Annotated in this window: 23 protein-coding genes; 9 read left to right on the forward strand and 14 right to left on the reverse strand. The window is 73.5% G+C overall.

Features of this window, described 5'->3' with window-relative positions; all coding sequences use genetic code 11:
- Positions 1-155: 155 nt before the first annotated feature.
- Entirely contained in the window at positions 156-542 is a 387-nt protein-coding gene (locus ABZ671_RS20890; RefSeq protein WP_357860428.1) for a VOC family protein, read from the forward strand.
- Positions 543-606: 64 nt separating this feature from the next.
- Here ABZ671_RS20890 and ABZ671_RS20895 read toward each other — a convergent pair whose 3' ends face one another.
- The 5 genes from ABZ671_RS20895 to ABZ671_RS20915 all read right to left on the reverse strand — a co-directional run bounded on the left by ABZ671_RS20895 (position 607) and on the right by ABZ671_RS20915 (position 7,061).
- Entirely contained in the window at positions 607-1,380 is a 774-nt protein-coding gene (locus tag ABZ671_RS20895) for a hypothetical protein (protein ID WP_357860433.1), read from the reverse strand.
- Positions 1,381-1,584: 204 nt separating this feature from the next.
- Positions 1,585-3,651, reverse strand: a complete 2,067-nt coding sequence (locus tag ABZ671_RS20900; RefSeq protein WP_357860436.1) for a 3-hydroxyacyl-CoA dehydrogenase NAD-binding domain-containing protein — start codon at positions 3,649-3,651, stop codon at positions 1,585-1,587.
- On the reverse strand, positions 3,648-4,844 hold the full coding sequence (locus ABZ671_RS20905; protein WP_357860439.1) for an acetyl-CoA C-acyltransferase: 1,197 nt from the start codon (positions 4,842-4,844) through the stop codon (positions 3,648-3,650). Before ABZ671_RS20905 ends, ABZ671_RS20900 begins: the two co-directional genes overlap by 4 nt.
- Positions 4,845-5,053: 209 nt before the next feature.
- On the reverse strand, positions 5,054-6,370 hold the full coding sequence (locus ABZ671_RS20910) for an HRDC domain-containing protein (RefSeq protein ID WP_357860442.1): 1,317 nt from the start codon (positions 6,368-6,370) through the stop codon (positions 5,054-5,056).
- A gap of 118 nt (positions 6,371-6,488) precedes the next feature.
- The gene (locus tag ABZ671_RS20915) at positions 6,489-7,061 is read right to left on the reverse strand and encodes a DUF3000 domain-containing protein (RefSeq protein ID WP_357860445.1); all 573 of its coding nucleotides are present in this window, start codon (positions 7,059-7,061) and stop codon (positions 6,489-6,491) included.
- Positions 7,062-7,247: 186 nt separating this feature from the next.
- Between ABZ671_RS20915 and hemE the strand changes: the two genes are divergently transcribed.
- The 3 genes from hemE to hemQ are packed head-to-tail and all read left to right on the forward strand — an operon-like array spanning position 7,248 to position 10,454.
- Entirely contained in the window at positions 7,248-8,339 is a 1,092-nt protein-coding gene (gene hemE, locus ABZ671_RS20920) for a uroporphyrinogen decarboxylase (RefSeq protein ID WP_357860448.1), read from the forward strand.
- Between the two features lie 10 nt (positions 8,340-8,349).
- Positions 8,350-9,756, forward strand: coding sequence for a protoporphyrinogen oxidase (gene hemG / locus ABZ671_RS20925; RefSeq protein ID WP_357860451.1), 1,407 nt, complete (start codon positions 8,350-8,352; stop codon positions 9,754-9,756).
- Positions 9,753-10,454 carry a hydrogen peroxide-dependent heme synthase gene (hemQ, locus tag ABZ671_RS20930; RefSeq protein WP_357860454.1) on the forward strand — a complete coding sequence of 234 codons (702 nt, stop codon included), beginning with the start codon at positions 9,753-9,755 and terminating at the stop codon, positions 10,452-10,454. Before hemG ends, hemQ begins: the two co-directional genes overlap by 4 nt.
- 59 nt (positions 10,455-10,513) lie before the next feature.
- On the opposite strand, the gene ABZ671_RS20935 is transcribed toward hemQ, so the two are convergent.
- The 4 genes from ABZ671_RS20935 to msrB form a co-directional block, all read right to left on the reverse strand.
- Positions 10,514-11,632 carry a lytic polysaccharide monooxygenase gene (locus tag ABZ671_RS20935; RefSeq protein ID WP_357860457.1) on the reverse strand — a complete coding sequence of 373 codons (1,119 nt, stop codon included), beginning with the start codon at positions 11,630-11,632 and terminating at the stop codon, positions 10,514-10,516.
- 125 nt (positions 11,633-11,757) lie between these two features.
- The gene (locus ABZ671_RS20940) at positions 11,758-12,192 is read right to left on the reverse strand and encodes a GNAT family N-acetyltransferase (RefSeq protein WP_357860460.1); all 435 of its coding nucleotides are present in this window, start codon (positions 12,190-12,192) and stop codon (positions 11,758-11,760) included.
- A gap of 82 nt (positions 12,193-12,274) precedes the next feature.
- Positions 12,275-12,535: a Prokaryotic metallothionein gene (locus ABZ671_RS20945; RefSeq protein WP_357860463.1), complete on the reverse strand. Its 261-nt coding sequence runs from the start codon at positions 12,533-12,535 to the stop codon at positions 12,275-12,277.
- Between the two features lie 34 nt (positions 12,536-12,569).
- Positions 12,570-12,974, reverse strand: a complete 405-nt coding sequence (gene msrB, locus ABZ671_RS20950) for a peptide-methionine (R)-S-oxide reductase MsrB (RefSeq protein WP_357860466.1) — start codon at positions 12,972-12,974, stop codon at positions 12,570-12,572.
- Positions 12,975-13,021: 47 nt separating this feature from the next.
- Here msrB and ligD point away from each other — a divergent pair, with 47 nt between their 5' ends.
- The 5 genes from ligD to ABZ671_RS20975 all read left to right on the forward strand — a co-directional run bounded on the left by ligD (position 13,022) and on the right by ABZ671_RS20975 (position 21,753).
- Positions 13,022-14,050, forward strand: a complete 1,029-nt coding sequence (gene ligD / locus ABZ671_RS20955) for a non-homologous end-joining DNA ligase (RefSeq protein ID WP_357860469.1) — start codon at positions 13,022-13,024, stop codon at positions 14,048-14,050.
- A gap of 111 nt (positions 14,051-14,161) precedes the next feature.
- Entirely contained in the window at positions 14,162-17,335 is a 3,174-nt protein-coding gene (locus ABZ671_RS20960) for an ABC transporter permease (RefSeq protein ID WP_357860471.1), read from the forward strand.
- Positions 17,332-20,052, forward strand: a complete 2,721-nt coding sequence (locus ABZ671_RS20965) for a hypothetical protein (protein WP_357860474.1) — start codon at positions 17,332-17,334, stop codon at positions 20,050-20,052. The genes ABZ671_RS20960 and ABZ671_RS20965 overlap by 4 nt, the downstream gene beginning before the upstream one ends.
- 1 nt (position 20,053) lies before the next feature.
- Entirely contained in the window at positions 20,054-21,040 is a 987-nt protein-coding gene (locus ABZ671_RS20970) for an ABC transporter ATP-binding protein (RefSeq protein WP_357860477.1), read from the forward strand.
- A complete protein-coding gene (locus tag ABZ671_RS20975) occupies positions 21,037-21,753 on the forward strand; it encodes an ABC transporter ATP-binding protein (protein ID WP_357860481.1) in 717 nt (238 codons plus the stop codon). The genes ABZ671_RS20970 and ABZ671_RS20975 overlap by 4 nt, the downstream gene beginning before the upstream one ends.
- A 10-nt stretch (positions 21,754-21,763) precedes the next feature.
- Here ABZ671_RS20975 and ABZ671_RS20980 read toward each other — a convergent pair whose 3' ends face one another.
- From ABZ671_RS20980 to ABZ671_RS21000, 5 genes are all read right to left on the reverse strand, one after another.
- Positions 21,764-22,318, reverse strand: a complete 555-nt coding sequence (locus tag ABZ671_RS20980; protein ID WP_357860485.1) for a hypothetical protein — start codon at positions 22,316-22,318, stop codon at positions 21,764-21,766.
- Positions 22,319-22,417: 99 nt separating this feature from the next.
- Positions 22,418-22,870, reverse strand: coding sequence for a GNAT family N-acetyltransferase (locus tag ABZ671_RS20985; RefSeq protein ID WP_357860488.1), 453 nt, complete (start codon positions 22,868-22,870; stop codon positions 22,418-22,420).
- Positions 22,867-24,021 (reverse strand): acyltransferase, encoded by a 1,155-nt coding sequence (locus tag ABZ671_RS20990; protein WP_357860491.1) that lies wholly within the window; start codon positions 24,019-24,021, stop codon positions 22,867-22,869. The genes ABZ671_RS20985 and ABZ671_RS20990 overlap by 4 nt, the downstream gene beginning before the upstream one ends.
- Before the next feature lie 70 nt (positions 24,022-24,091).
- Positions 24,092-25,702: an alpha/beta hydrolase gene (locus ABZ671_RS20995; RefSeq protein WP_357860494.1), complete on the reverse strand. Its 1,611-nt coding sequence runs from the start codon at positions 25,700-25,702 to the stop codon at positions 24,092-24,094.
- A 14-nt stretch (positions 25,703-25,716) separates the two neighbouring features.
- The coding region (locus ABZ671_RS21000; protein ID WP_357860497.1) for an ATP-dependent DNA ligase at positions 25,717-26,756 on the reverse strand (1,040 nt) is incomplete at its 5' end.

The raw sequence follows: 26,756 nt of genomic DNA on the forward strand, positions 1-26,756 counted from the left end.
CGCCGGGCCGGGGCGGTGACATGATCTGCCGCGTCAGCCGACGTGTGGAAAGGGGGTGCGGTCGATGTTCAACGTCAACAGTTCCGCGCCCCGCCCCGGTTCCCGCTGACTCGATCCACTCCTGCGGGGCGCACCTCGATCAGGGGGAAAGCACCGTGAGTGCACAGATTCACTGCGTCACCGTCGAGACCGACGACCCGTACGCCCTGGCGAGCTGGTGGGCCGAGGTGCTCGACCGGAAGCTGCCCGACGACGACCACCCGGGCGACCCCGAGGCGATGCTCGTCGCGCCCGACGGGCACGGCCCCGATCTGCTCTTCGTGAGCGTGGGGGAGCGGCACGGCAAGGGCGCGTTCCACCTCGACCTGCACCCGGCCGAGGGCACCCGGGACGCCGAGGTCGAGCGGCTGCTCGGCCTCGGGGCCACCCCGGTCGCCGATCGTCGTCGACCGGACGGCACCGGCTGGGTGGTGCTGGCCGACCCGGAGGGCAACGAGTTCTGCGTCTGCCGTGGCGCGGCGGAACGGGCCGCGTCGCACTGATCCGCACAGCGAACCGGGCCCGCGCCAGCGTGGCGGGGGCCCGGTCACCGGTCAGTCGGAAGGGTCAGTCCTTCTTCTCGATCTCGCCCCGCAGCGCGACGAACTGCGGCTTGAGGTCGGCGCCCGACTTGAAGTAGATGACGATCATTCCGAGGCTGCCCCGGTCGGCCCAGACACAGACCCCCAGCTGGACACCACCGGCGTCGCCGTCGCCGCACTTGGCCTCGCCGCCCAGCGGGCCGGCGTCGACCGGCTTGAGCTCCTTGATGCCGAGCCCGGAGCTCATGCCGTCGACGGCGTCGTCCAGCTCCTTCTTCGGGTCGGCCAGCAGGCCGGACGCGCCGGCGATCAGGACCAGATCCTCCTTCGCCGGGTCGCCGTAGATGCCACCGATGACGCTGGTCGCCCCCGGCACGACGCCGTTGATCTCAGTCTTCAGCTCGCTTGCGGCGGCCTGGAGGTTCGGGTCGGTCGCCTTTGGCCGGCCGCCGAGCGTCTCGGGCTCGACCAGGCGGGTCTTGGTGGCGTCGACGACCTCCTTCACCGTGTCCTTGGTGGCGAAGTAGATGGCCGTGCCGCCGCCCACGCAGAGCACGACCACGACGGCCAGGATGATCAGCAGGATCTTGCCGACGTTGGACTTCTTCTTCGGCGGCGGGCCGGCGGGAGCGCCGAAGCCCGGCTGACCGGCCTGCGGGTAGCCGCCCGGCTGCTGCGGGGTCTGCGGGTAGTCGCCGCCGTACTGGGGCTGCTGCGGCGGCTGGTAGCCGCCGGGCTGCTCCTGCGGCGGGGGGTAGGAACCGGAGTCGGGGTAGGGACTGGACGGCGGCTGCGACATGATCTTGGTCAGCTCCTGTAAGAAAGCAAGGACCGTGATCGTATCGAGCCCTGCCAAGCGGGCGGCGTCCGCCGGCGCCTGCGTGACGAAACCGGAACCGGCTCGTAACCCGGCGTCGAACGACGATCGCGGTGGCCGACCATCCAGGCGGGACGGTCGGCCACCGCGATCGCGCACAGCGGTGCGTGGATCAGACTGGATTTGTCACGGCAGGCTGGCCACCGCGCGCGGCAGAAACCGCCGGCCGGTGACCCGCTCGGCGGTGCCGGTCCGATCCAGGTATGGCGTGACGCCGCCCAGGTGGAACGGCCAGCCGGCGCCGAGTATCAAACACAGGTCGATGTCCTGCGGCTCGGCGACGACGCCTTCGTCGAGCATCAGCCGGATCTCCTGCGCCAGCGCGTCGAGGGCGTTCCGCCGGACCTGCTCGGCGGTCAGCGGCTGGTCGCCGACCACGAGCAGCTTGGCGACGTCTGCGTTGATCCGGTCGTCGACGACGATCGGCTGACCCGAGTCGGCGATCCGCTTGAGGTTCTCGCTGACCTCGAAACGATCCGGGAAGGCCGCGTGCAGGGTGCCGCCCACGTGGTACGCCACGGCCGGGCCGACCAGCTGGAGCAGCGCGAGCGGACGCATCGGCAGACCCAGCGGGTCCAGCGCGCTGTCGGCCACGTCCAGCGGGGTGCCGGCGTCGACGGCGGCGAACACTGTGCCGAGGAAGCGGGTCAGCAGCCGGTTGACCACGAACGCCGGGGCGTCCTTGACCAGCACACTCGACTTCTTCAACTGCTTGCCGACAGCGAACGCGGTGGCCAGGGTGGCGTCGTCGGTCCGCTCGCCGCGCACGATTTCCAGCAGCGGCAGCACGGCGACCGGGTTGAAGAAGTGGAAGCCGACCACCCGCTCCGGGTGCTCCAGCTCCGCGGCCATCGCGGTCACCGACAGCGAGCTGGTGTTCGTCGCCAGCACCGCCTCCGGCTTGACGACCTTCTCCAACTCGGCCCAGACCTGCTTCTTGACGGTCAGGTCCTCGAAGACCGCCTCGATGACGAAGTCGGCATCGGCAAAAGCGGACTTGTCGACCGAGCCGCTGACCAGGCCGTACAGCTTGGCGGCCGTGCCCTTGTCCATCCGGCCCTTGCTGACGGCCTTCTCGATCTGGGTGTGTACGTAGCCGACGCCCTTGTCCACCCGGGCCTGGTCCAGGTCGGTCATGACGACCGGCACCTGGAGGCGGCGGGCGAACAGCAGGGCGAGCTGGCTGGCCATCAGGCCGGCGCCGACGATGCCCACCTTGCTCACCGGGCGGGCCAGGCCCCTGTCCGGTGCGCCGGCCGGCCGCTTGGCCCGCCGCTGCACCAGGTCGAAGGCGTAGAGGCCGCTGCGCAGCTCCTCGGAGAAGATCAGATCGGCGAGGGCCTCGTCCTCGGCGGCGGTGCCGGCCGCGAAGTCGGCGTCCTTCGCCGTCTCCAGCAGATCGAGCGCCTGGTACGCGGCCGGGACCGCGCCGTGCAGCCGCGCATCTAGGGTCTGCCGGGCGAAGTAGAGCACCCCCGCCCACATGTCCTTGTCGACCTCGGGCCGGGTCACGGTGACCTCGCCGGAGACCACACCGGCGGCCCACTCCAGGGACCGCTCCAGGAAGTCGGCCGGCTCCAGCAGCACGTCCGCGATGCCCATCTCCGCCGCCTGCTTCGGCTTGAGCATCCGGTTCTGCATCAGCGGGTTCTGCAGGATCACCTGGGTGGCGGCCGGGATGCCGATCAGGTTCGGCAGCAGCTGGGTGCCGCCCCAGCCGGGCACCAGGCCGAGGGAGACCTCGGGCAGCGCGAGGGCGGTGGCCCCGCCGGAAAGCGTCCGGTAGTGGCAGTGCAGGGCCAGCTCCAGGCCGCCGCCCATCGCCGCGCCGTTGACGAAGGCGAAGGTCGGGATCGCGCTGTCCTTGAGCCGGGCGAACACCCGGTGGCCGAGCCGGCCGATCTCCAGCGCCTGCTCGCGGTCTGCCAGCAGCGGCAAGGCGGTGATGTCCGCGCCCACGCAGAAGACGTACGGCTTGCCGGTGACCGCGATGAACGCCGGGTCGGCGGCCAGGGCCGCGGTGATCGCCTCGTCCAGGCTGGTCAGGCCCGCCGGGCCGAAGGTGTTCGGCCTGGTGTGGTCGAAGCCGTTGTCCAGGGTGATCAGGGCGGCGGGGCGGTCCAGCCCCGGCACGTCCACCTGGCGCAGCAGCGCCCTGGTGACGACCTCGTTCGGTGCGGCGAGCGCGCTCACTTGTCTCCACCCTCCCAGTTGGGGTTCTCCCAGATGACCGTGCCGCCCATGCCGATGCCGATGCACATGGCGGTGATGCCGTAGCGGACCTCGGGGTGCTCGGCGAACTGCCGGGCGAGCTGGGTCATCAGCCGTACGCCGGAGGAGGCGAGCGGGTGACCGATGGCGATCGCGCCGCCCCACGGGTTGACCCGCGGGTCGTCGTCGGCGATGCCGAAGTGGTCGAGGAAGGCGAGCACCTGCACGGCGAACGCCTCGTTTAGCTCGAACAGGCCGATGTCGTCGATGCTCAGGCCGGCGATGCGCAGCGCCTTCTCGGTCGACGGGATCGGGCCGACGCCCATCACCTCGGGCTCGACGCCGACGAAGCCGTACGACACCAGCCGCATGGCGACGGGCAGGCCCAGCTCGCGGGCGGTCTCCTCGGCGACGATCAGCGCGGCCGTGGCGCCGTCGTTCAGGCCGGCCGCGTTGCCCGCGGTGACCTTTCCGTGCGGGCGGAACGGCGTCTTCAGGCCGGCGAGCTTCTCCAGCGAGGTGTCCCGGGGCGCCTCGTCGACCGTGGCCAGGCCCCAGCCGGTCTCGGGGTCGCGCACCGCGACCGGCACCAGGTCGTCCTGGAGCTTGCCGTTGGCGTACGCCTTGGCGGTCCGCTGCTGGGAGGCGAGCGCGAACGCGTCGGTGCGCTCCTTGGTGATGTGCGGGACCCGGTCGTGCAGGTTTTCCGCGGTGGCGCCCATGACGAGGGCGGACGGGTCGACCAGCTTCTCCGCGATGATCCGCGGATTCGGGTCGACGCCCTCGCCCATCGGGTGGCGGCCCATGTGCTCGACGCCGCCGGCGATGGCCACGTCGTACGCGCCCATGGCGATGCCGCCGGCGACCGTGGTGACGGCGGTCATCGCCCCGGCGCACATTCGGTCGATGGCGAAGCCCGGCACCGTCTTGGGCAGGCCGGCCAGCAGGGCGGCGGTGCGGCCGATGGTCAGGCCCTGGTCGCCGATCTGGGTGGTGGCCGCGATGGCGACCTCTTCGACCCGCTCCGGCGGCAGCTGCGGGTTGCGCCGCATCAGCTCGCGGATGCAGCGGATCACCAGGTCGTCGGCGCGGGTGTTGGCGTACATGCCGCCCGCCTTGCCGAACGGGGTGCGGACGCCGTCGACGAAGACGACATCCCGAACTTCACGGGGCACGTGGAGCCTCCTTATCGGCCACAATTCGGCCAAGCGCGCAGCCGGCACTGGCATCCCCCCGGATGCTACTCGCCAGTAACCGCCCCCGCCCCCACCCCTCCTGTGACCCACCCCACACCCGCCTTGCCGGCGTCGTGGCTCGTCGATCATGAGGTTGGCGGCGATGTGGAGCTACGAAATCGCCGCCCACCTCATGATCGACACAGGGGTCAGGGGGTGGTGAGGGCCTGGGTGAGGGCGGGGAGGAGGAGGGTGATCTGCCATTCTCGGGCGCCGAAGCCGCGGAGGGTTTCCGCGACGGTCGCTTCGGTGGGCTCCTCGGGGGGTTGCCAGGCCAGCCGGCGGACGTAGTCCGGCGCGATCAGATTCTCCGCCGGCAGGTTGTGCGCGCCGGCCGTGCCGACCACCACCTCCCGGCAGCGGGCCAGCCGGCCAGCCGCCACCGGGTCACGCTCCGCCCACCGGTGCGGCGGGGGTGGACCCTCCACGACCGGGGTCACCGGCAGCGCGTCGTCGGGCAGTTGGCGCGCGTCGTCCAGGGCCGCCAGCCAGGTACGGGCCAGCCGGCGCACCGAGCGACCACCGAAGCCGGGAAGGGTGAGCAGGGTCTTCTCGTCCTTCGGGTCCAGCTCGGCGGCGGCCACGATCGCCGAGTCCGGCAGCACCCGCCCCGGGGCCGCGTCCCGTCGGGCGGCGATCTGGTCGCGGGCGTACCAGAGGGAACGCACCCGGGCCTGCGCCCGGGCTCCGCGCACCCGGTGGATGCCGGAGGTACGCCGCCACGGCTCGGCCCGCACCCGGGGCGGACGGGCGCCGTTGCGGACCAGTGCGGCGAACTCCTCCGCCGCCCACTCCGCCTTGCCCTGCCGGCGCAGCTCCTCGTCGAGGGCGTCGCGCAGGTCGACCAGCATCTCCACGTCCAGCGCCGCGTACGTCAGCCAGGACTCCGGCAGCGGCCGGCTGGACCAGTCCGCCGCCGAGTGGTGCTTTTCGAGGGTGTAGCCGAGTAGCTGTTCGGTGAGCGCGGCGAGGCCGACCCGCTCGAACCCGGCCAGCCGGGCGGCCAGTTCGGTGTCGAAGAGCCGGCGCGGGCGCAGCCCCACCTCGGCGAGGCAGGCGAGATCCTGGCTGGCCGCGTGCAGCACCCACTCGGTCTCGGCGATCACCGCGTCCAGGGCGGAGAGGTCGGGCAGCGGCAGCGGATCGATCAGCGCGGTGCCGGAGCCGGCCCGTCGCAGCTGCACCAGGTAGGCCCGCTGGCTGTAGCGGTATCCGGAGGCACGTTCGGCGTCCAGGGCCACCGGGCCGGTGCCCGCGGCAAAACGCGCCACGATCTCGTCGAGCTCGCTCGGCGTGGCCACCGGCGCGGGGGTGCCCTCGCGGGGCGCGGTCAGCGGCACGGGCCCGCCGTCGTCGGGTTCGGTCCCCGCGTCCGCCGGCGGCGGCGCGGTCGGCGACGGAGGCGGCGCTGCCTCTCCCGTACGGCTTTCGGCGGCCCGACGGCGCAGGGGTGGTTCGTCGGTCACCTGACAACCCTAGTTCGCCGGGGGAACCGGTGTGCGCAGCCGGTCCGCCGTATGGTGGCGGGGTGGCCGGCGGGTGTCCTGACCGGGCCGGATGGCGTCATCGTGGCCGGGCACCCGCTCAGGCGGCACCGGCCGCACGACGGCAGGGCAGGGCCGTCACGCCGGGCGGCGGCAGCCCGGCCGTCGAGGCGAGCAGGGCGCACCAGCCGAGCAGATGCGGGGCGAGGTCGACCCCGAGCGGTGTCCACGAGGCGCGGATCTCGATGTCCCCGGCGGCGGGCGGGCCGGCCAACTCGCCGAAGCGGGTGGAAAGCGTCTGGGTGACCGTGCCGCCGATCGCCCGATGTCGGGCCTCCTGCGCGTCCAGCGCGTCGATCAGCCACGCCCAGCCCACCGTGGGCAGCAGCGGGTCGCTGGCCAGGTCCACCTCCAGCTCGGCGGTCACGTAGGTGACCAGCCGCAGGGTGCCCTGCCAGGCCTCGTGGCCGGCCGGGTCATGGAGCAGGATCAGCCGCCCGGTGGCCACCTCGTCGCCGCTGCGCAGCACCGCCGCGGAGAGCGCGAACGCGTACGGGGCCAGACGCTGGGGAGCGCCGACCTCTTCCAGCACGATCTCGGCGCGGGGCGTCACCGATCGTAGCCTCGCGACCGCGCGGGCGAACGTTTCCGGAAGCACGATCGGGGGGACCATGCCGGCAGCCTATGCCGCCGTCGTCCCGCACGCCGCCATGGCGCGCCGGGCGGGCGTGCGTGTTGAGCGTGCGTGTTAAGAAGGGGCCCCTGTTCTACCGGAGGCGTTACAAGGGCCCCTCCTTTCACGTCACAAAAGGTGACGGTGGCGGCGGGGCGGGCGGAGCGGCGTGGCACGATTGCCGCGATGACCACCGAAACCACGGGCGCCAGCGCCCGAGACGGAGAATCCCGCCACGGCGGGCTGGCCCACTCGGCCTTCGTCCGCGCCTGCCGCCGCGAGCCGGGGCCGCACACCCCGGTCTGGTTCATGCGCCAGGCCGGCCGCTCGCTGCCGGAATACCGGGAGATCCGGGCCAACGTGCCGATGCTGGAGTCCTGCCGCCGCCCCGAGCTGGTCACCGAGATCACCCTCCAGCCGGTCCGCCGGCACGGGGTCGACGCGGCGATCCTGTTCAGCGACATCGTGGTACCGGTGGCCGCCGCCGGCGTCGACCTGGACATCGTGCCCGGCACCGGGCCGGTGGTGGCCGAGCCGGTCCGCACCGCCGCCGACGTCGACCGGATCCGTCCGATCAGCCGCGACGATGTGTCCTACGTGGACGAGGCGGTCCGCCTGCTCGTCGCCGAGCTGGGCGACACCCCGCTGATCGGCTTCGCCGGTGCCCCGTTCACCCTGGCCAGCTACCTGGTCGAGGGCGGGCCGTCGCGTAACCACGTGAAGACCAAGGCGCTGATGTACGGCGACCCGGACCTGTGGCACGCGCTCTGCGACCGGCTGGCCGACGTGGCGCTCTCCTTCCTGCGGGTGCAGATCGACGCCGGGGTCTCCGCCGTGCAGCTCTTCGACTCCTGGGCCGGCGCGCTCTCCGAGGCCGACTACCGACGCTACGTGCTGCCGCACTCGACCCGCGTGCTCGGCGGTCTGGCTGACACCGGGGTGCCCCGGATTCACTTCGGGGTGGGCACCGCCGAGCTGCTCGGCGCGATGGGCGAGGCCGGCGCCGACGTCGTCGGCGTGGACTGGCGTACGCCGCTGGACACCGCGACCCGCCGGATCGGTCCGGACAAGGCCGTGCAGGGCAACCTCGACCCGTGCGTGCTGTTCGCCCCGTGGCCGGTGGTGGAGGCCGAGGTGCGCCGGATCCTCGAGCAGGGCCGCACCGCCCCCGGTCACGTGTTCAACCTCGGTCACGGTGTCCTGCCGGAGACCGATCCCGACGTGCTGACCCGGGTGGTCGCGCTGGTGCACGAGCTGTCCGCGCGGCCCGTCGAGTAGGGGAGGGGCCGTGGCGCGACCGTGCCGGGTGGCGATCGTCGGCGGTGGGATCGCCGGGCTGGCCGCCGCCGTCCGGTTGCGCGACCGCGCTCCCGCCGGCACCGAGGTCACCGTCTACGAGCAGTCCGGCCGCCTCGGCGGCAAACTGCGCACCGGTGAGCTGGCCGGCGGGCCGGTCGAGTTCGGCGCCGAGTCGTTCCTGATGCGCGACCCGGCCGGCGGGGAGTCACGTGCCGTGGCCCTGGTCCGCCGGCTGGGCCTGGCCGACCGGATCGTGCACCCGAGCGTCGGGCAGGCCGCGCTCGTCGTGGACGGGGGGCTGCGCCCGATCCCGGGCGGCACGCTGGTGGGCGTACCGGGAGACCTGGCGAAGGTGGCGACGGTGGCCCGGCCAGCCGCGGACGCCGACACCGACGACGGCCGTCCGCTGCTCGCCCCGGACGCCGACGTGCCGGTCGGCGCGCTGGTCCGCGAGCGCTTCGGCGACGAGGTGGTCGATCGGTTGGTCGACCCGATGCTCGGTGGCGTCTACGCGGGCCGTGCCGACGACCTCTCCCTGGTCACCACCATGCCGGCCCTGGCCCGGGCGGCCCGGGTCGAGCACACCCTGGTCGGGGCGGTCCGGGCCGCGCAGGCCGCCGCGCCCCGCACCCCCGGCGCGCCGGTCTTCGGCACCCTGGCCGGTGGGCTGAGCACCCTGGTCGAGGCGGCGGCGACCGCCAGCGGCGCGACGATCCGCCAGGACGCGGCAGTTCGTGAGGTGCACCGCACCGCCACCGGCTGGCGGCTGACCGTCGGCCCCACCCGTGAGCCGGAGTACGTCGACGTCGACGCGGTGGTGCTGGCCGTGCCGGCTCGTCCGGCCGCCCGGCTGCTCGCCGGTCCGGCGTCCGAGGTGGCCGCCGCTGTCGGCGGGCTGGACTACGCCAGCGTCGCCCTGGTCACCATGGCTCTGCCGGAGCCGGAGCTGCCGGAGCTGTCCGGGTTTCTGGTGCCGGCCACCGAGGGGCTGCTGATCAAGGCGGCCACGTTCTTCACCACCAAGTGGGGGCACCTGCGCCGGGCGGACGGGCTCGCCCTGGTCCGCGCCTCCGTCGGCAGGTACGGCGACGAGACGTCGCTGCAGCTCACCGACGACGACCTGGTCGCCACCGTGCACCGGGAGCTGTCGAAGGTGCTCGGCGCCCCGCTGCCGGCGCCGGTCGCCCGGCACGTGCAGCGGTGGGGCGGGGCCCTGCCGCAGTACGCCCCCGGCCACCTCGGTCGGATCGCGGCGGCCCGGGCGGTGCTGCGTGCCGCCCACCCGAGGCTGGCCCTGGCCGGGGCCGGCTACGACGGCGTCGGCATCCCGGTCTGCGTCCGCTCCGGCGAGACGGCGGCCGAAGAGATCATCACAGCACTGGGAGGATCCTCATGACCGAGCAGACCAACGCGGCCCGGCTGCGAGAGCTCAACGAGACCATCCGCTACACCATGTGGTCGGTGTACCGGGCCACCAGCCCTCTCCCGTCGCTGCGCGAGAACGTCATCGACGAGGTGGAGTCCCTCTTCGCCGAGCTGGCCGGCAAGGACGTGACCATCCGGGGCACCTACGACGTGGCTGGCCTGCGCGCCGACGCGGACCTGATGATCTGGTGGCACTCCTCCTCCAGCGACGCCCTGCAGGACGCGTACCTGCGGTTCCGCCGCACCACGCTGGGCCGGGCGCTCACCCCGGTCTGGTCCCAGCTGGCGCTGCACCGGCCGGCCGAGTTCAACAAGAGCCACATCCCGGCGTTCCTGGCCGACGAGGAGGCGCGCGCGTACGTCTGCGTCTACCCGTTCGTCCGCTCGTACGAGTGGTACCTGCTGCCGGACGCGGAGCGGCGCGAGATGCTGGCCGAGCACGGCAAGATGGCCCGTGGCTACCCGGACGTACGGGCCAACACGGTGGCCTCGTTCGCGCTCGGCGACTATGAGTGGATGCTCGCCTTCGAGGCGGACGAACTGCACCGGATCGTCGACCTGATGCGCGACCTGCGGGCCTCCGGGGCCCGCCGGCACGTCCGCGAGGAGGTCCCCTTCTACACCGGCCGCCGCCGCTCGATCGCCGACATCGTCACCTGCCTGCTGTGAAAGGAGGGGCCCCCTGTTAACGCCTGGCGTTGTACAGGGGGCCCCTACTAACGCCATCGTCAGGTGGTCGCGGTGCAGGTGGGGGTCGGGGCGGGCCCGGTGCCGGAGGCGAGGAAGCCGAAGGTGGTCGACTGTCCGGCGGCCAGTGACCCGTTGTAGTCGACGTTCTTGGCGGTCACTGCGGCACCGCTGCCGGTCACCGTGGCGTTCCACGCCTGGGTGACCCGCTGGCTGCCGCTGTACGTCCAGGTGACGGTCCAACTCTTGATCGCCGAGGCGCCGGCGGTCACCGTCACCTCACCCTGGAAGCCGTCGGTCCACGAGGAGGTGACCCGGTAGACGGCGGTGCAGCTCCCGGCCGGCGGTCGAGTGGTCGGGGGCGCGGTGGTCGGCGGTCGCGTGGTCGGGGGAGCGGTGGTCGGCGGGGCGGTCGTCGGCGGGGCGGTGGTCGGCGGGGCGGTCGTCGGGGGCGTGGTCGGGCCGCCGCCACCGAAGTCGACGTCACTGCAGATGTAGTAGGACTGGTCCATGTGGCTGGCCTGCCAGATGGTGTAGACGATGTGCCGGCCGGTGCGACCGGGCGCGTTGCCCGGCACCTGGATCGAGACGCCGCCCGTCTCCGGGGTCCACTTGCTCGCCGGGGTGTTGCCGATCTGGCCGACCAACTCCAGGTCACTCCAGGCCAGCGGTTTGGTCAACGCGTTGAAGCCCTGTTTCGTCACGTACACCCGGATGTAGTCGGCGCCGTGGCTGGCCTGATCGAAGAACTTGATCCGGAAGTTGTTGGTGATTGGCGTGGTCTTCCAGGCGCCGATGGCGTCCATGGCGTTGTACCGGCCGGACTGGGTGCGGCCGCCGCTGCACAGCTGGCCGTCCGGGATGGCCGCCTGGTGGTTGCCGGCGACGCCCTCGCGGAACAGGCCGTTCCAGTTCCACATGGCCTGCGGGTCGGCCTGCCAGGCCTGCCAGCACATCGGGTCCTGGGTGGCCATCGCCGGGTTCTGGAAGTCGCCGCCCCAGCGTTGCCAGCAGCCGTAGTTGCGGGACGCCGGGTCCACCACCGACCCGTGCGCGGAAGCCGGATTGGCCAGGACGGTGGTGAGTAGCGCGGCGACGAGCGCGCCGACGGCGAGGAGCGCCGCCGCGACCGGGGTGCGGCGGCGGTGCGGAGTGGACATGTCAGCCTCCGGGGTGGGGTCGGTCGAACGACGCCCGGACGGCGCGGAGTTGCCCCTCCTGCGCCCCGTCGGGTTGCTCCCGCGACGGCTCTGTTTGGCACGCTTTCACAAGAAAGTGGTGAACGTCAATCTCTTCTCATGGGGGTGTGCGGGATGCCGTCGTCGAGGTAGCCGGGCCCGCTGACCGCGAAGCCGTGGCCGGCGTAGAAGTCGACCAGGTGGCTCTGCGCCTCCAGCACGCACGGGCCCGCCCCGACCAGCGCCAGCGCCTCGGTCATCAGCCGGCCGGCCAGGCCCGCGCCGCGGGCCGCCGGGGCCACCACCACCCGGCCGATCCGGGCCACGCCGCCCGGGTCGGCCAAAATCCGCAGGTACGCCACCACCGCACCGTCGCGGGTCAGCCAGAGGTGCCGGGTGCCGGGCTCGACGTCCCGGCCGTCCAGCTCCGGGTACGGGCAGGTCTGCTCCACCACGAACACGTTGATGCGCAGCCGGAGCAGGTCGTGGAAGGTACGGGCGTCCAGCTCGGCGAAGCTCGCGAGGTGCGACTCGATGGGCATCCCGCGATCGTAGGTCGCGGCCACCGTGCGGCTCGGGGCTGGCCCGGGCGGTGGCGGTCCCGTGCCCCGGCCAGGCCCGGGCTCAGGCGGGGCGGGCGCCGACCGCGTCGCGGATCTCGGCGCCCTGCACGCCCTCCACTGCTCGGGCGCAGTGGGCGCAGCAGAAGAAGCGCCCGGAGACCTCCACGCCGTGGCCGACGATCTTGGTCTGGCAGTGCTCGCAGATCGGCGCCATCTTGTGGATCGCGCACTCGAAGCAGTCGAAGGTGTGCGTGGCCCCGCTGGCCGTGCGCACCTCGAACGCCATCCAGTAGTCGTTGCCGCAGACCTCGCAGGTAGCCATACAAACCCCCCGAAAACGGATGTATGGCCCAAGGTTAGCGGGGTTCCAGGCGGATCGAGACCGAGTTCACGCAGTGCCGGGTGTCCTTCGGGGTGAAGGCCTCACCCTCGAAGACGTGCCCCAGGTGGCTGTCGCACCGGGCGCAGCGAATCTCCGTGCGGCGCATGCCGAGGGTGTTGTCGGGGATCTCCCGCACCGCCCCCGGGATGGCGTCGTCGAAGCTCGGCCAGCCGCAGTGCGAGTCGAACTTGTCCTCGCTGCGGAACAGCTCCGCCCCGCAGGCCCGGCAGTGGTAGACGCCGGGGGTCTTGGTGTCGACGTACTCGCCGGTCCACGGCCGCTCGGTGCCGGCCTCGCGGAGCACCCGGAACTCCTCGGGGCTCAGCCGGACCCGCCACTCTTCCTCGGTGGTGGGCAGTTCGCTCTCGGAAAGACTCACCGGTCAACGGTACGCCGGGCGTCGGTGGTATCGCATATGGTCGCGCAATGGGTGCGACGAAGGCAGCAGTCGAGGAGATCGAGGTCGCCGGGCACACCGTACGGCTCAGCAGCCCGGACCGGGTGATCTTCCCGCAGCGCGGCTTCACCAAGGCGGACGTCTTCCACTACTACCTGTCCGTGGGCGACGGGATCATGCGCGCCCTGCGCGACCGGCCCACCACATTGCAGCGCTTTCCCGAGGGCATCGAGGGGGAGATGTTCTTCCAGAAGCGGGTGCCGGCGCGGGGCGTACCCCCATGGATCCGGACCGCGGAGATCAGCTTCCCCAGTGGCCGGACCGCCGCGGAGCTCTGCCCGGCCGACCTGGCGCACGTGGCCTGGGCCGCGCAGATGGGCACGGTGGTCTTCCACCCGTGGCCGGTCCGTGGCGTCGACGTCGACCGCCCCGACGAGCTGCGGATCGACCTGGACCCGCAGCCCGGCACCGACTTCAGCGACGCGGTCACCGCCGCCGGCGAGCTGCGGGCGCTGCTGGGCGAGTTGGGCGCCACCGGTTGGCCGAAGACGTCCGGCGGCCGGGGCGTGCACATCTATCTGCGCATCCAGCCGCGCTGGACGTTCGTCGAGGTGCGCCGGGCCACCATCGCGCTCGCCCGCGAGCTGGAGCGGCGTCGGCCCGACCTGATCACCACCGCCTGGTGGAAGGAGGAGCGGGGCCGAAAAGTATTCGTCGACTACAACCAGATGGCGCGGGACCGGACCATCGCCTGCGCGTACTCGCTCCGGGCCAACGCCCGGGCCACCGTCTCCACGCCCGTCGACTGGGACGAGCTGACCGACGTCGACCCGGACGACTTTCACCTGGGCAGCGTGCCGGCCCGGCTCGCCGAGCGGGGCGACCCGCACGCCGGCATCGACGACGCCCCGTGGGACATCACGCCGCTGCTGGAGTGGGCCGAGCGGGACGCCACCGCCAGCCAGGGCGACCTGCCGTACCCGCCGGAATATCCGAAAATGCCGGGCGAGCCGAAGCGGGTGCAGCCCTCCAAGGACCGCGACCGGCCCCGCGCCTGACCGCTGACGGCGCCGGCTTCGGTAACGATCATGTAACGGGCGCGAACCTTTTCCGGCCCCTGGCGGGTCTTCCTGGTCGTCGGCCCGACCGGGGCCAGGGGAGGGCGTCGGATGAAGCTGGTGTGGAGGCGGGCCGTCGAGGCGCGCGGGCTGCTGCTCGCCGCCGCCGTCGCGGCCCTGGTCGCGGTCGCGCTGGTCACCGGGCTCTCCGACTACAGCCGTCGAGCCGTCGACGCCGGCCAGCGTGCGGTGCTCGCCGCCGCCCCGGCCGAGGAGCGCAGCCTGCTGGTCAGCGGTTCCGGCGGCCGGGACGCCGCGGCGTACGCGGAGCGGGACCGGGCGGTCCGCGCCCAGTTCACCGGCGGGCTCGGCGGCGCGCCGGTGACCGTCGTGGGGGCCCGCTACGGCACCGGACGCGAGCTGACCGGGGACCTGGGCGCCGCGCGGGTCGGCACCGACCCGATGTTCGCCAACCTCGCGATGCTGGCCGACCTGCCCGCGCACGCCGAGCTGACCAGTGGCTCGTGGTCGCTGCCCGGGGCGACGCCGCTGCAGGTGACGTTGCCCGAGCGGGTCGCCGGCCAGCTCAGGCTGCGGATCGGGGACCGGGTGCCGCTCTACGACCGCCGCGCCGAGCAGGCCGGCGCGGTGGTGGTCGCCGGCACCTGGCGACCCCGCGACCCGGGCGAGCCGTACTGGCGGCTGGCCCCTGGGGTGGGCGAGAGTGACCCGGGCGCGGTCACCTCGTACGGGCCGTTCGCGCTGGACCCGGCCGACTTCGTCCGCACCTTCCCCGGCTCCACGTCCGCCGCCTGGCTGGTCACGCCCGACCTCGCCAGCGTCGAACCGAGCCGGCTGGCCGGGGTCAAGGCCGCCGTTGCCGACCTCGCCGAGAAGCTCCCCGACGCCACCGGCCTCGGCTCCTCCGCCCAGACCGTCAGCAACCTGGACCGGCTCGCCGACCGGCTCGGCCGAGCCGACCTGGTCGGCCGGTCCGCGCTGCTCACCCCGCTGCTGCTGATCGTGGTCCTCGGCGGGTACGCGCTGGTGCTCGTCGCCGCCCTGCTCACCGAGGACCGGCGGGCGCAGACCGCACTGCTGCGCGCCCGGGGTGCCGCCCGGGGCCAGCTCGCCGGCCTTGCCGTACGGGAGGCGGCCCTGGTGGTGGCCCCGGCCGCGCTGCTCGCCCCGCCGCTGACCGGGGCGGCGGTGCGGTGGCTCGGCGCCGACCTGCGGCTGGCCGACGGGGCCCTCGGTCGGGTCTGGGCGGTCGCGGTCGCCGCCGCGATCGGGTGCCTGCTCGCCATGGTGCTGCCCGCGCTGCGGCGGGCCGGCACCTACGTCGCCGACATGGCGGCCCGGTCCCGCCCGAGCCGGGGCGCGGCCGTGCAACGGGCCAGCGTCGACCTGGCGCTCGTCGCGCTCGCCGTGCTCGCCTGGACCCAGCTGCGGCAGTACTCCTCGCCCCTCGCGGGGGCCGGCGGGCAGCTCGGCATCGACCCGCTGCTCGCCGCCGCGCCCACCATCGGCGTGCTGGCCGGGGCGGTGGTGGCGCTGCGACTGCTGCCGCCGGCGACCCGGTTCGCCGAGCGGTTCGTCGACCGGCGGCCGTGGACCGCCACCATTCTCGGCATGTGGCAGGCGGGCCGCCGGCCGCACGCCGGACCGGTGCTGCTGCTCGCCCTCGCGGTCGGCAGCAGCACCCTGGCCTGGTCGATGCTGGCATCCTGGGAACGGTCGCAGGAGGACCAGGCCCGGCACACCGTCGGCGCCGACCTGCGGCTGACCGAGCGTAACGGCGTCGCGCCGGCCGGCCGGGCCGCCGCGCTGGCCACGGTGCCCGGCCTGGACCGGATACTGCCCGCCTGGCGGGACGACATCCGGCTGGGCCGCAAAGACCTACCGGTAACCGTGGTCGGCCTGGACGCGACCAGCGCGAAAGGGCTGATCCGGCTCGACGACGCGACCGGCAGCGCGTCCACGCCGGAACTGCTCGACCGGCTGGCGCACCGCCTCACCCCTCCCGGGGTCGCCCTCCCGGCCGGTGCCCGGCAGCTCTCCGGCGCCGTCCGTACCCCGGTCGTCACGCCGTTCGGGCAGCCGCGGGTCGCCGTCGCGGCGCTGCTCGCCGCCGACGACGGTACGACCTGGCGGCTGCCGCTGGCGGTGGGGCAGGGCGACGGGCCGGTGCCGTTCTCCGTCCAGCTGCCGGAAACCGGCGGTACGCCGCTGCGGTTGGCCGGCTTCGAGGCCGACGCGGGCGCGGCGACCGGGACCAGCTACCGACTGCGCCTCGACGAGCTCCGGCTCACCGACGCGGGCGGGGGCGTGCTGCCGCTCTCCCTCGGCACCGGCTGGCGGATCACCGACTCCCTGCAGGGCCCGGGCGCGCCGGTACAGGTCGACGACAAGACGCTGGACGCCAGGCACGAGGTGAACCTGCCGGAAGGGCTCCTGCAGTTCGCGAACGTGCCGTCGTCCCGGTTCGCCGTGGTGCCGACCGGGGACGACCTGTCGGTGCCCGCGCTCATGACGCCCGGCGCCGTGGCGGCGTTGCACCTCCACGACGGGGAGACGGTCACCCTCTCGCTCGCCGGGGTGTCCCTGCCGGTCCGGCTGGTCGGGCAGGTCGCGGCCGTGCCCGCCACCGAGCGCGACGGGATCCTGCTGGACCTGCCCGCGACCGCCGACTGGCTGCTGCGGCAGCAGGGCACGATCCGGCCGTTGTCCGAGTGGTGGCTGGGCACCGACGGCGACCACGCCGAAGCGGCGGCGGCCCTCGCCGACCTGCCCGGGACCACCCTGCTCGACCGGCGCCAGGTGGCGGCGGAGGCGGCTCGGGACCCGTACTGGTTGGGGGCCCGCACCGGCCTGCTCGCCGCCGCTCTGGGCGCGGTGCTGCTCGCCCTGGTCGGCCTCGCGGTCGACGTCTGGGCGACGGCCCGGCGTCGGATGGCGGAGTTCGCCGTGCTGCACACGCTCGGCGCGGCGCCACGTCTGCTGGCCCGGGCGCTCCTGGCCGAGCAGGCCTTCCTCGCCGGCATCGGGGTCGGGGTGGGCCTGCTGGTCGGGGCGGGGGTCGCGGCCACCATGGTGCCGCTGGTGATTCTCACCCCGGCCGCCGGCCGGCCGGTGCCCGACGCGGCCTTCATCCTGCCCTGGGCGCCGGTCGGGGCGACCGCGCTCGGGCTGTTGGCGGTCGCCCTGACGTTCAGCGCCGTCATCACCGCCGGCATCCGCCAGCGGGTGGCCGCGGCCCAGCTCCGGATCGGGGGAGAACGATGAGTCTGCTGGCGGTCACCCGGCGGGTGCGGGCGTACGGGGGGCACTTCCTGCTGCTCGCCGTGCTGACCCTGGTCACCGCGCTGCTGATCACGGCGGTGCCCCGGGTCGCTGACCGGCTGACCGGGCAGGGGTTGCGGGCGTACGTCGCGGGCCAGCCGGTGGCCTACCGCGACCTGACCTACACCTCACAACCGGAAGTGGTGGCGGAGACCACCCGGGTCGCCGCCACCCGGGCCGGTGACCTGGAGGCCATTCAGGATCGGATGCCCCCCGCGATCAGCACGGCGATCGGGGAGCGGTGGTACGTGGCGCAGACCTTGTTCGATGTGTTGCGCGGCCCCCGGCTGGCCCCCGAGATGGGGCTGTTCCACTTCAGCATGCGCGTGCTGCCCGGTGTCCAGGACGCGGCCACCCTGGTCGAGGGGCGCTGGCCCGACGGGGACCCGGAAGGCGCGATCGAGGTGGCGCTGGCCGACCCGGTGGTCGGCCGGCTCGGGCTGCGTGTCGGCGACCGGTTCAGTTATCTGCTGCGCGGCCGGGACGGCACGGTGCTGAACAGCAGGACGATCGTCCTGGTGGGTGTGTTCCGGCCGACCGACCCGACCGACGGGATCTGGGACGACCCGCCGTCGGTGCTGCGGGTCACCGAACCTCAGCAAGACGGCATGCCCTACCTGATCGTCGGGGTGACCAGCGAGCGCGGCTTCGACATCGCGGCGACCGCCGGCTGGATGGTCAGCTTCGGCTGGCGCTACCGCGTCTCGCCGGACCGGGTCACCCCCGGCCAGCTCACCCCGATGATCGACGGGCTGGCCGCGCTGGAGCGGACCCGCCCGACCGGGCTCACCTTCACCCAGGGCGTCGACATCCCGCTGCGACGCTTCGCCGAGTCGCTCGCCGCCGCCCATACGCTGCTCGCCGTCATCGCCGCCGGGCTGCTCGCCACCCTGGTCGGCCTGGCCCTGCTCGCCGCCCGGCTGGCGGCACGCCGACGCCGCGCCGAATACGCGTTGCTGCGGGCCCGGGGCGGCTCAACCGGGGGGCTGCTGGGCCGGGGGCTGGCCGAGTCGGCGCTGGTGCTGCCGCTCGCGGCCGGCGTCGGCTGGCTGCTCGGCGGACTCCTTCCCGGCGACGGCGCCGACCTGCGCTGGGTGCTGCTCGCCGCGGTGGCCGCCACGCTGCTCCCGCCGGTCACCGCGCTCACCGTCACTCGCGGCGACGGCGGACGGGCCGACCTGATCGGTGCCCGTTCCAGCACCGTGCGGCTCACCATCGAGGTGACCGTGCTCGCCGTTGCCGCCCTCGGGGCATTGCTGCTGCGCCGGCGCGGGCTCACCCTCGACGGGACGGTGGACCCGCTGCTGGTGTCCGTGCCGGTGCTGTTGGCGATCGCCGCGGCGTTGGTCGCGCTGCGCGTGTACCCGTGGCCGCTGCGGCTGTTCAGCCGGGCCGCCGCCCGGGCTCGGGGCAGCGTCGCCTTCCTCGGCACCGCCCGCGCCGGGCGGGCCGCCACCACCGGGCCGCTCGTCGTGGTGGTGTTGGCCGTCGCCACCGCCGCCTTCTGCGCCGTGGTGGCGACCGGCATCGAGCACGGCCGGGACCAGGTTGCCGCGCAGACCGTCCCCGGGGACGTCCTGATCAAGGGGGAGCGGTTCGCCCCGGACACCACCGAGGCGTTGGCCGCGCTGCCCGGGGTGGGCGCGGTCGCCCCGCTGATAGTCGAGCCGGGGCAACGCCCGTACGCGGACGAGGCCGGCCGGCCCGGCAACGTACGGGAGATTCGGGCCCTGCTGATCGGCGGTGAACGCCTCGCCGAGGTGGCCCGTCGCGCGGGCGTACCGGTGACCGTGCCCGACCCGCTGCAGGCCACCGGCGACCCGGCGGCGCCGCTGCCGGCGCTGGTCTCCCCGGCCCTCGCCGAGGAGTTCGCCGCCGCCGGGCTCGCCGACCGGGAGGGGCGCCGGCCCGCCTGGCTGGACGTGCAGGGCAACCGGCTGCCGGTGCGGATCGCCGGGACCGTCGAGGAATTCCCGCTGATCGACCGGGGCGTGGAGCGGTTCCTGGTCCTGCCCTGGCCGGCGCTGCCGGCGAACGCCCTGCATCCGCTTGCCCCCACCGGCTTCGTCCTCGCCGGCACCGGCGTCGAGCCGGTCGCGATCACCCAGGTTCTCGACGAGGGGCAGCGGCGTTACCAGCGGTCCGGCACCGTCGTCGCCGGTGACCGGTCCCGCGCGCCGGAGGTGCTGACCCGGTCGGCGGTCCGCGCCGAGTTGGGCGGCAGCGGGGTGAACGGCCTGCTGGTCTTCGGGTTTGTCATCGGCGCGGTCGGTGGCGGTGTGCTCGGCCTGCTCGCGCTCGCGTTCGCGGTGCTCGCCGAGGCGCGCAGCCGGGGGCAGGTGCTGTCCCGGCTGCGCACCATGGGGCTGTCCCGCCGCCAGTGGCGGGGGCTACTGCTGGTGGAGCTGACCCCGCTGGTGCTGGTGTCGGTGCTCACCGGCGCGGTGGTCGGCGCGCTGCTGCCGGTGCTGCTCACCCCGGTGCTCGGCCTGCCCGCGTTCACCGGTGGGGTGGCGGTGCGGGCCGGGTTCGAACCGGGCCTGGTGTCCGGCGTGCTGGGCCTCGCCGTGCTGGCCCTCGGCTTCGCGGTCACCGTCGAGGCCCTGAACAACCGCCGGATGCGCCTCGGCGAGGTGCTCCGGCTCGGAGAGGAGAGCTGAGTTGACCGCGACCGTTTCCGCAGTACCGGACCTGGCCGCCCTTCAGCAGCGCGCCGCCCAGCGCGCTGCCGAACGGGCCGGCGGGCGGGACCGGCTGCGCGGGCACATCGTCTGCGACGGCCTGGTCCGCATCTTCAAGACCGAGGGGGTGGAGGTGGTCGCCCTGCAGGGCCTCGACCTGGTCATCGACCGGGGCGAGCTGGTGGCGATCGTCGGCGCCTCCGGCTCCGGCAAGTCGACTCTGCTGAACATCCTCTCCGGGCTGGACACGCCCACCGCCGGCATCGCCCGGGTCGCCGAGTACGACCTGCTCGCCCTGTCGAACCGGCGCCGGCTCAGCTACCGCCGCCAGGTCGTCGGCTTCGTCTGGCAGCAGACCGGCCGGAACCTGCTGCCGTACCTGACCGCGCTGGAGAACGTGGAGCTGCCGATGCGGCTGGCCGGCGGGCGGGGCCGGCGGGAGCGCCGGGAACGGGCCCGTGAGCTGCTCAACCTGGTCGGCGTCGGCTACTGCGCGGATCGGAAGCCCGGCCAGATGAGCGGTGGCGAGCAGCAGCGTTGTGCGGTCGCCGTGGCGGTGGCCAACGACCCGGAGGTGCTCTTCGCCGACGAACCGACCGGCGAGCTGGACGAGGCGACCGGCGCCGAGGTGTTCACCGCGCTCCGCACCATCAACGCCGAGCTCGGCGTCACCATCGTGGTGGTCACCCACGACCCCGCGGTGGCCGGCCAGGTCCGGCGGACCGTCGCCATCCGCGACGGCCGGACCTCCTCCGAGGTACGCCGTACCGCGCGGGTCGGCGCCGACGGCAGCACCGAGCTGGTGAGCGAGGAGTACGCGGTGCTCGACCGGACCGGCCGGATGCAGTTGCCGTCGGCCTTCGTGGACGCCCTGTCCCTGCGTGACCGGGTCCGGCTCAACCTGGAACCAGACCACGTCGAGGTGCGGCCCGGCGACCGGGCGCACGCCGAACGGAGCGAGTCATGAGCGAAATGTCCCTGGCACCGGCGCGCATCGCCACCACGGAAGAGGTGGTCCGGGTGGAGGGGGTGAGCCGGACCTTCGGCAGGGGTGAGCACGCCGTGCACGCCGTACGGGACGTCTCGTTCTCGGCCGGACGCGGCGAGCTGGTGGCGGTCCGAGGCCGGTCCGGCGCGGGCAAGACCACCCTGCTCAACCTCGTCGGCGGCCTGGACCGGCCGGACGCCGGCCAGGTCCGGGTCGCCGGGCACGACGTGACCGGAGCGAACGAGCGGGAACTGCTCGCGCTGCGCCGGGGCACCATCGGCTTCGTCTTCCAGACCTTCGGGCTGGTGCCGATCCTCTCCGCGGCCGAGAACGTCGGGGTGCCGCTGCGGCTGGCCAAGGTGCCGGCGGCGGAGCGGGAGCAGCGGGTGACCGTGCTGCTGGAACTCGTCGGGCTGGGCGGGCACGCCGCGCAGCGCCCGTACGAGCTGTCCGGCGGGCAGCAGCAGCGGGTCGCGGTGGCCCGGGCTCTGGCGAACGAGCCGGACCTGCTGATCGCCGATGAGCCGACCGGGCAGCTCGACTCGGAGACCGGCCGGTCCATCATGGATCTGCTGCGGGCCGTGGTGCACGCCCGGGGCATGACCGCACTGGTCGCCACCCACGACCCGGCCCTGATCGAGCTCGCCGACCGCACGCTCGTCCTCCGCGACGGCCGCCTGGTGGACGACTGACCGGAGGCGGTCAGTCGCGGCAGCGGCGGCGGTGGTAGGCGACGGTGATGGCGAGCAGAAGGGGGCCCCAGAGGAGCAGCGGAATGTAGGCGGCCACCAGCAGGGCGAAGCCGGCCGGCGAGAAGCCCAGACCGTCGCTCTCGACGGTGAGGTTTCGGGATAGCACGCCCCAGGTGGCGTACCCCCAGACGAGGGTGGCGCCGACGGCGCCGGCGGTGGCGACGGTGACCGCGAACGACGGCGGCACCCGGCGCCCACCCAGCAGCGGCAGCCAGCGTGGGAACACCTCACCCCACGGGCGGACCAGGCCGAGCGAGAGCAGCGCCAGCGCCTCCGAGACCAGACTCAGCGAGAGGACGTAGACGCTCTCCCAGCCATGGGTGCGGGCCGGCGCCCCATGTTCGTAGGCGCCGAGCGGCACCCCGGCGACCAGGGCGATGCGCCACAGCCCGGAGGGCAGGACGGCCAGCGGGATCAGATGGGCGACGCGGACCGCCCAGACGGGTGCGGGTCGGCCGTCGCGCGGATGGACGACGGGGGCAGTCGGCTGCACGGCTGCGGACATGATCTCCTCCTCGGCTGTGCCGTCCAGCCTGCCCCTGGCCCCGGCCCAGGCCGTCCCACCTGGCGGGGAACCGCCTCCCCAGTGCGGGGGAGATCGGCGTCAGAGCGCCAGCTTCATGCCCTCGTGGCTGGCCACGAAGCCGAGGTTGCGATAGAAGCGGTGCGCGTCGGCGCGGGTCTTGTCGGTGGTGAGCTGCACCAGCGCGCAGCCCCGTTCCCGGGCTCGGTCGACTGCCCAGGTCATCATCTCCCGGCCCAGCCCCCGGCCGCGCAGGTCGGAGCGGACCCGGACCGCCTCGATCAGTGACCGCTCGGCGCCGTGCCGGCCCAGCCCCGGAATGTACGTGATCTGCATGCAGCCGACCAGTTCACCGCCGAGGTCGGCGACGACCAGGTGGTTGCGCGGGTCGGCCGCGATGTCGGCGAACGCCTTCTCGTACGCGTCGTCCACCTCGGTGAAGTCGCGGGCCTTGCCCAGCACGTCGTCGGCGAGCAGGGCGATGAGGGCGGGCAGATCCGCGCGGACCGCCTCCCGGAAGATCACATCGGTCACGCCGGCATCCTTTCACCACGGCGGCCGGCGCGGGCGCTCGCGGCGGCCAGCCCGTCGCGCAGCATCCGGGCGACCGGCCGTTCGATCAGGCGGTGCACCAGCCATGCCGCACCGAGCATGAGGAGCACGACAGCCACGAGGACCACCGGGCGCGGAGCGACGTCGCGCACCGCGTGGATGATCGCCCAGCCGATGTACTCGTGCAGCAGGTAGAAGGGGTACGTGAGCAGGCCGGCCGTGGTCAGCCAGCGCCACTGGATCCGCGCCGTCCAGCCGAGTGCGACCACGGTCATCACCAGGAAGAACGCCGTGATCAGCAGGACGCCCACCGCCGGTGACAGCTGCCTGTCCAGAATGTCTGCGCCGACGTGGGCCACGCGCCGCGCGGTCCAGAACTGGGCGAGCAGGTACGACGCGCCGACCAGTCCCCAGAGCATGAGGTCGGGCCCGAACCGGTAGATGAGGTAGAGGGCGATGCCGGCCACGAAGAACGGCGCGTACTCCGGTTGCAGGAGCCTCCGCAGCAGTGGCAGGTCGGAGTTGACCGAGAGGACGGACGCGATGAGCCAGCCGTAGCAGAACTCGATGGTCCGGCTCAGCGTCAGGCCCCGCCAGACCACCACGGAGAAGAGCAGATAGAACAGGGCCTCGTTCCAGAGCGTCCAGTACACGGCATCGACCGGGGGGCGGTCGAGCGGGTTCTGCAGCATCGTGAGGTTGAGCAGGACATCGCTCCAACTCCGCCTCGCGCGCACGGTGGGCCACACCGTCACCACGGCCGTGGTGATGAGCACGGCCGCCCAGTACGCCGGGTAGAGCCGGGTCACCCGGGAGCGAAAGAATGCCCCGGGCGTGCGGCCCCAACAACTCATGCAGATGACGAAGCCGCTGATGATGAAGAACAACTCGACGCCGAGGAAAGCGTATGCGCTCGCCCCCCGCAGCCACGGAAACGCGACCTCGGGCCCCGCACCCCAGGCGTCCCTCACCCCGGGGGCGTACCCGGTGTAGTGATACATGGCGACCATGAGCGCCGCGACCAGGCGCAGGCCGTCGATGATCGTGAGCCGTCCGCCGGCGCGCGAACGGCCCTCGCGGACGGGTGTAGCGGGGGGCGAGTCGGGTTCGCGTTGGCCGAGCACGGTCGTCATGGCGACGTACCTTACCGATGCGCGGCAGCGGTAAGTCAGCCGTCTCGATCTCGCACCGGCGGTCGCCCGGTCACCGGGCCGGGCAGCGCAGCCCCGCCCGGGGCACGGTCAGATCGATCAGGTACGCGTCGACGGCGTTGGTGATGCACACGGTCTGCGGATAGGCGGTGTGCCCCTCGCCCTCCCAGGTGAGCACCCGCCCGACGCCCAGCATCGAAGCGAGCGCGGCGGTCTGCTCGTAAGGTGTGGCCGGGTCGCCGGTGGTGCCGACCACCACGATCGGCGGCGCGCCGACCGCCTTCCCGGTCGGGTACGGGTCGCGCGCGCCGGGCCACTCCACACAGCCGAGCATGCCCACGGCCAGGGCCGGGCCGAAGAGCGGATATTTCTGCCGCCACTGCGACTGGAGCTGCCGGATCTGCTCCACGCTCGGCTTCTCGGTCTCGTCCGCGCAGTTCACCGCCAGGTTGGCGTCGAACAGGTTCGAGTAGTGCCCGTCGTCTTCGCGGCCCGCGTACGCGTCGGCGAGCGTGAACACACCGGTCGGGTCGCCGCCCTGCAACGAGTCGATCGCCCGAGCTAGTTCCTGCCAGCCCGACTCGGTGTAGAGAGAGGAGATGACCGCGTAGAACACCCAGCCTGCGGTGGCCTCCCGGCCGTTGTGACCGCGTACCGGGGAGACCCTGGCCTTGTCGATGGCGGCGGTGACCGCGGCCCGGGCGTCCGGGGCGATCGGGCAGCGGCCGGCGTTGGCCGCGCACCATTGGGCGAAGTTGTCGAAGGCCCGCTCGAAGCCCTTCGCCTGGCTCTCCGAGCCGGCGATCAGCTTCTGCTGCGGGTCGACCGCGCCGTCGAGCACCAGCGCGCGCACCCGCTGCGGGTAGAGCTGGGCGTACACGGCGCCGAGCAGCGTGCCGTAGGAGTAGCCGAGGTAGGTGAGCTTGTCGTCGCCGACCGCCGCACGCACCGCGTCCATGTCCCGGGCGGCCTGCGCGGTGCCGTAGAGCGGGAGTTGGTCACCGTATTTCTCGCCGCAAGCCGTGCCGATCCGGCGGTTCAGCGCGATGAACCCGTCGAAGGACGCCGGGCTCTGCGGGTCGGGGTCGTAGCCGAAGCTGGCGTCCAGGTTGGCGTCGGAGATGCACTTGACCGGGCTGGACCGCTCGACCCCGCGGGGATCGAATCCGACGATGTCGAAGCGGTCGGTCACCGTGATCGGCAGCCCGCCGAACGCCGAGCCGAACGACAGGTAGACGGCGGTGTCCACGCCGGAGGCGCCCGGGCCGCCCGGGTTGACCACCAGCGACCCGATCCGATCGTGCTGCCGGTTGGAACGGATCCGGATCAGCGCGATCTCGAAGGTCTGCCCGGTGCCGGGCCCGGCGGTCGCGCCGGTGGCCGCGCCGTTGCCCCAGTTGCGGGGCACGAGGATCCGGGCGCACTCGTAGCGCATGCCCGCCGCGCCCCGGCCTACCAGCTGGTTGGGCACCTCCGGGCAGGCGCGCCAGCTCGCGGCGGTGCCCGGAGGAGTCGCCGCACCCCGGCTCTCGGCCCGCGGCGCGAACGCCGGCAGCGTACAGCCGGCGGTGAGCAGCGCCGCGGCGACGAACCCGGCCAGGCCGGGCCGAGGCCGGCGGATCCGGCGGAAGAAGCGGGTCACGTGGCAGCCCTCCGTGATCATGTCCGGCGGCCAGGCTACGCCCGGCCGCCGCCGACGATCGCTGCCGGATCCCCGCGCAGCACCTGGTCGACGTCGTAGCGGATCGGTCGCTCCAACTGGTCGTAGGCGCAGGAGCGGGGATCGCGGTCGGGGCGCCAGCGGACGAACTGGGCGGTGTGCCGCAGCCGGTCGCCCTCCATCGCGTCGTAGCCGACCTCGGCCACCAGCTCGGGGCGCAGCGGCTCCCACTCCAGGTTCTTGGTGCCGGTCCACCGGCTGACCCCGCCGGGGAGGCGCTGGCCGCGCTCGTGGTCGCCGTGTGCCCACGGGTGGTCGCCGCCCACGTCGCGGTAGGGCTCCAGCTCGGCCAGCAGCTCCTTGCGGCGGGCTGCGGTGAACGACGAGCTGACCCCGATGTGGTGCAGCACGCCGGCGTCGTCGTAGAGGCCCAGCAACAGCGACCCGACCACCGGGCCGGACTTGTGCCAGCGGAAACCGGCCACCACCACGTCGGCGGTGCGGGCGTGCTTGACCTTGAACATCAGCCGCTTGCCCGGCTCGTACGGCAGGTCGGCCGGCTTGACGATGAGGCCGTCCAGCCCGGCCCCCTCGAACACGTCGAACCAGCGCCGGGCGGTTTCCGGGTCGGTGGTCACCTGGGTGACGTGCAGCGGCGGCCGGACCTTGGCCAGCGCCCGTTCCAACCGGGCCCGCCGCTGCGGATAGGGCTGGTCGGTGAGCAGCTCGTCGTCGAGGGCGAGCAGGTCGAAGGCGACGAAGTCGGCCGGGGTGGTCTCGGCGAGCAGCTTCACCCGGGAGGCCGCCGGATGGATCCGCTGGGCGAGCAGCTCGAAGTCGAGCCGGGGCTGGCCGTCAGGGCCGTCCCGGCGGATCACGATCAGCTCGCCGTCGACCGCGCACCGGGGCGGGAGCTGGCGGCGCGCCTGCTCGACCACCTCCGGGAAGTAGCGGGTCATCGTCTTGCCGCCCCGGCTGGCCAGCTCGACCTCGTCGCCGTCACGGAAGATGATGCAGCGGAAGCCGTCCCACTTCGGCTCGTACGTCAGGCCGGGGG

Origin of the sequence: Micromonospora sp. NPDC006766 (genome assembly GCF_040636055.1) — a bacterium.
GTDB lineage: Bacteria > Actinomycetota > Actinomycetes > Mycobacteriales > Micromonosporaceae > Micromonospora.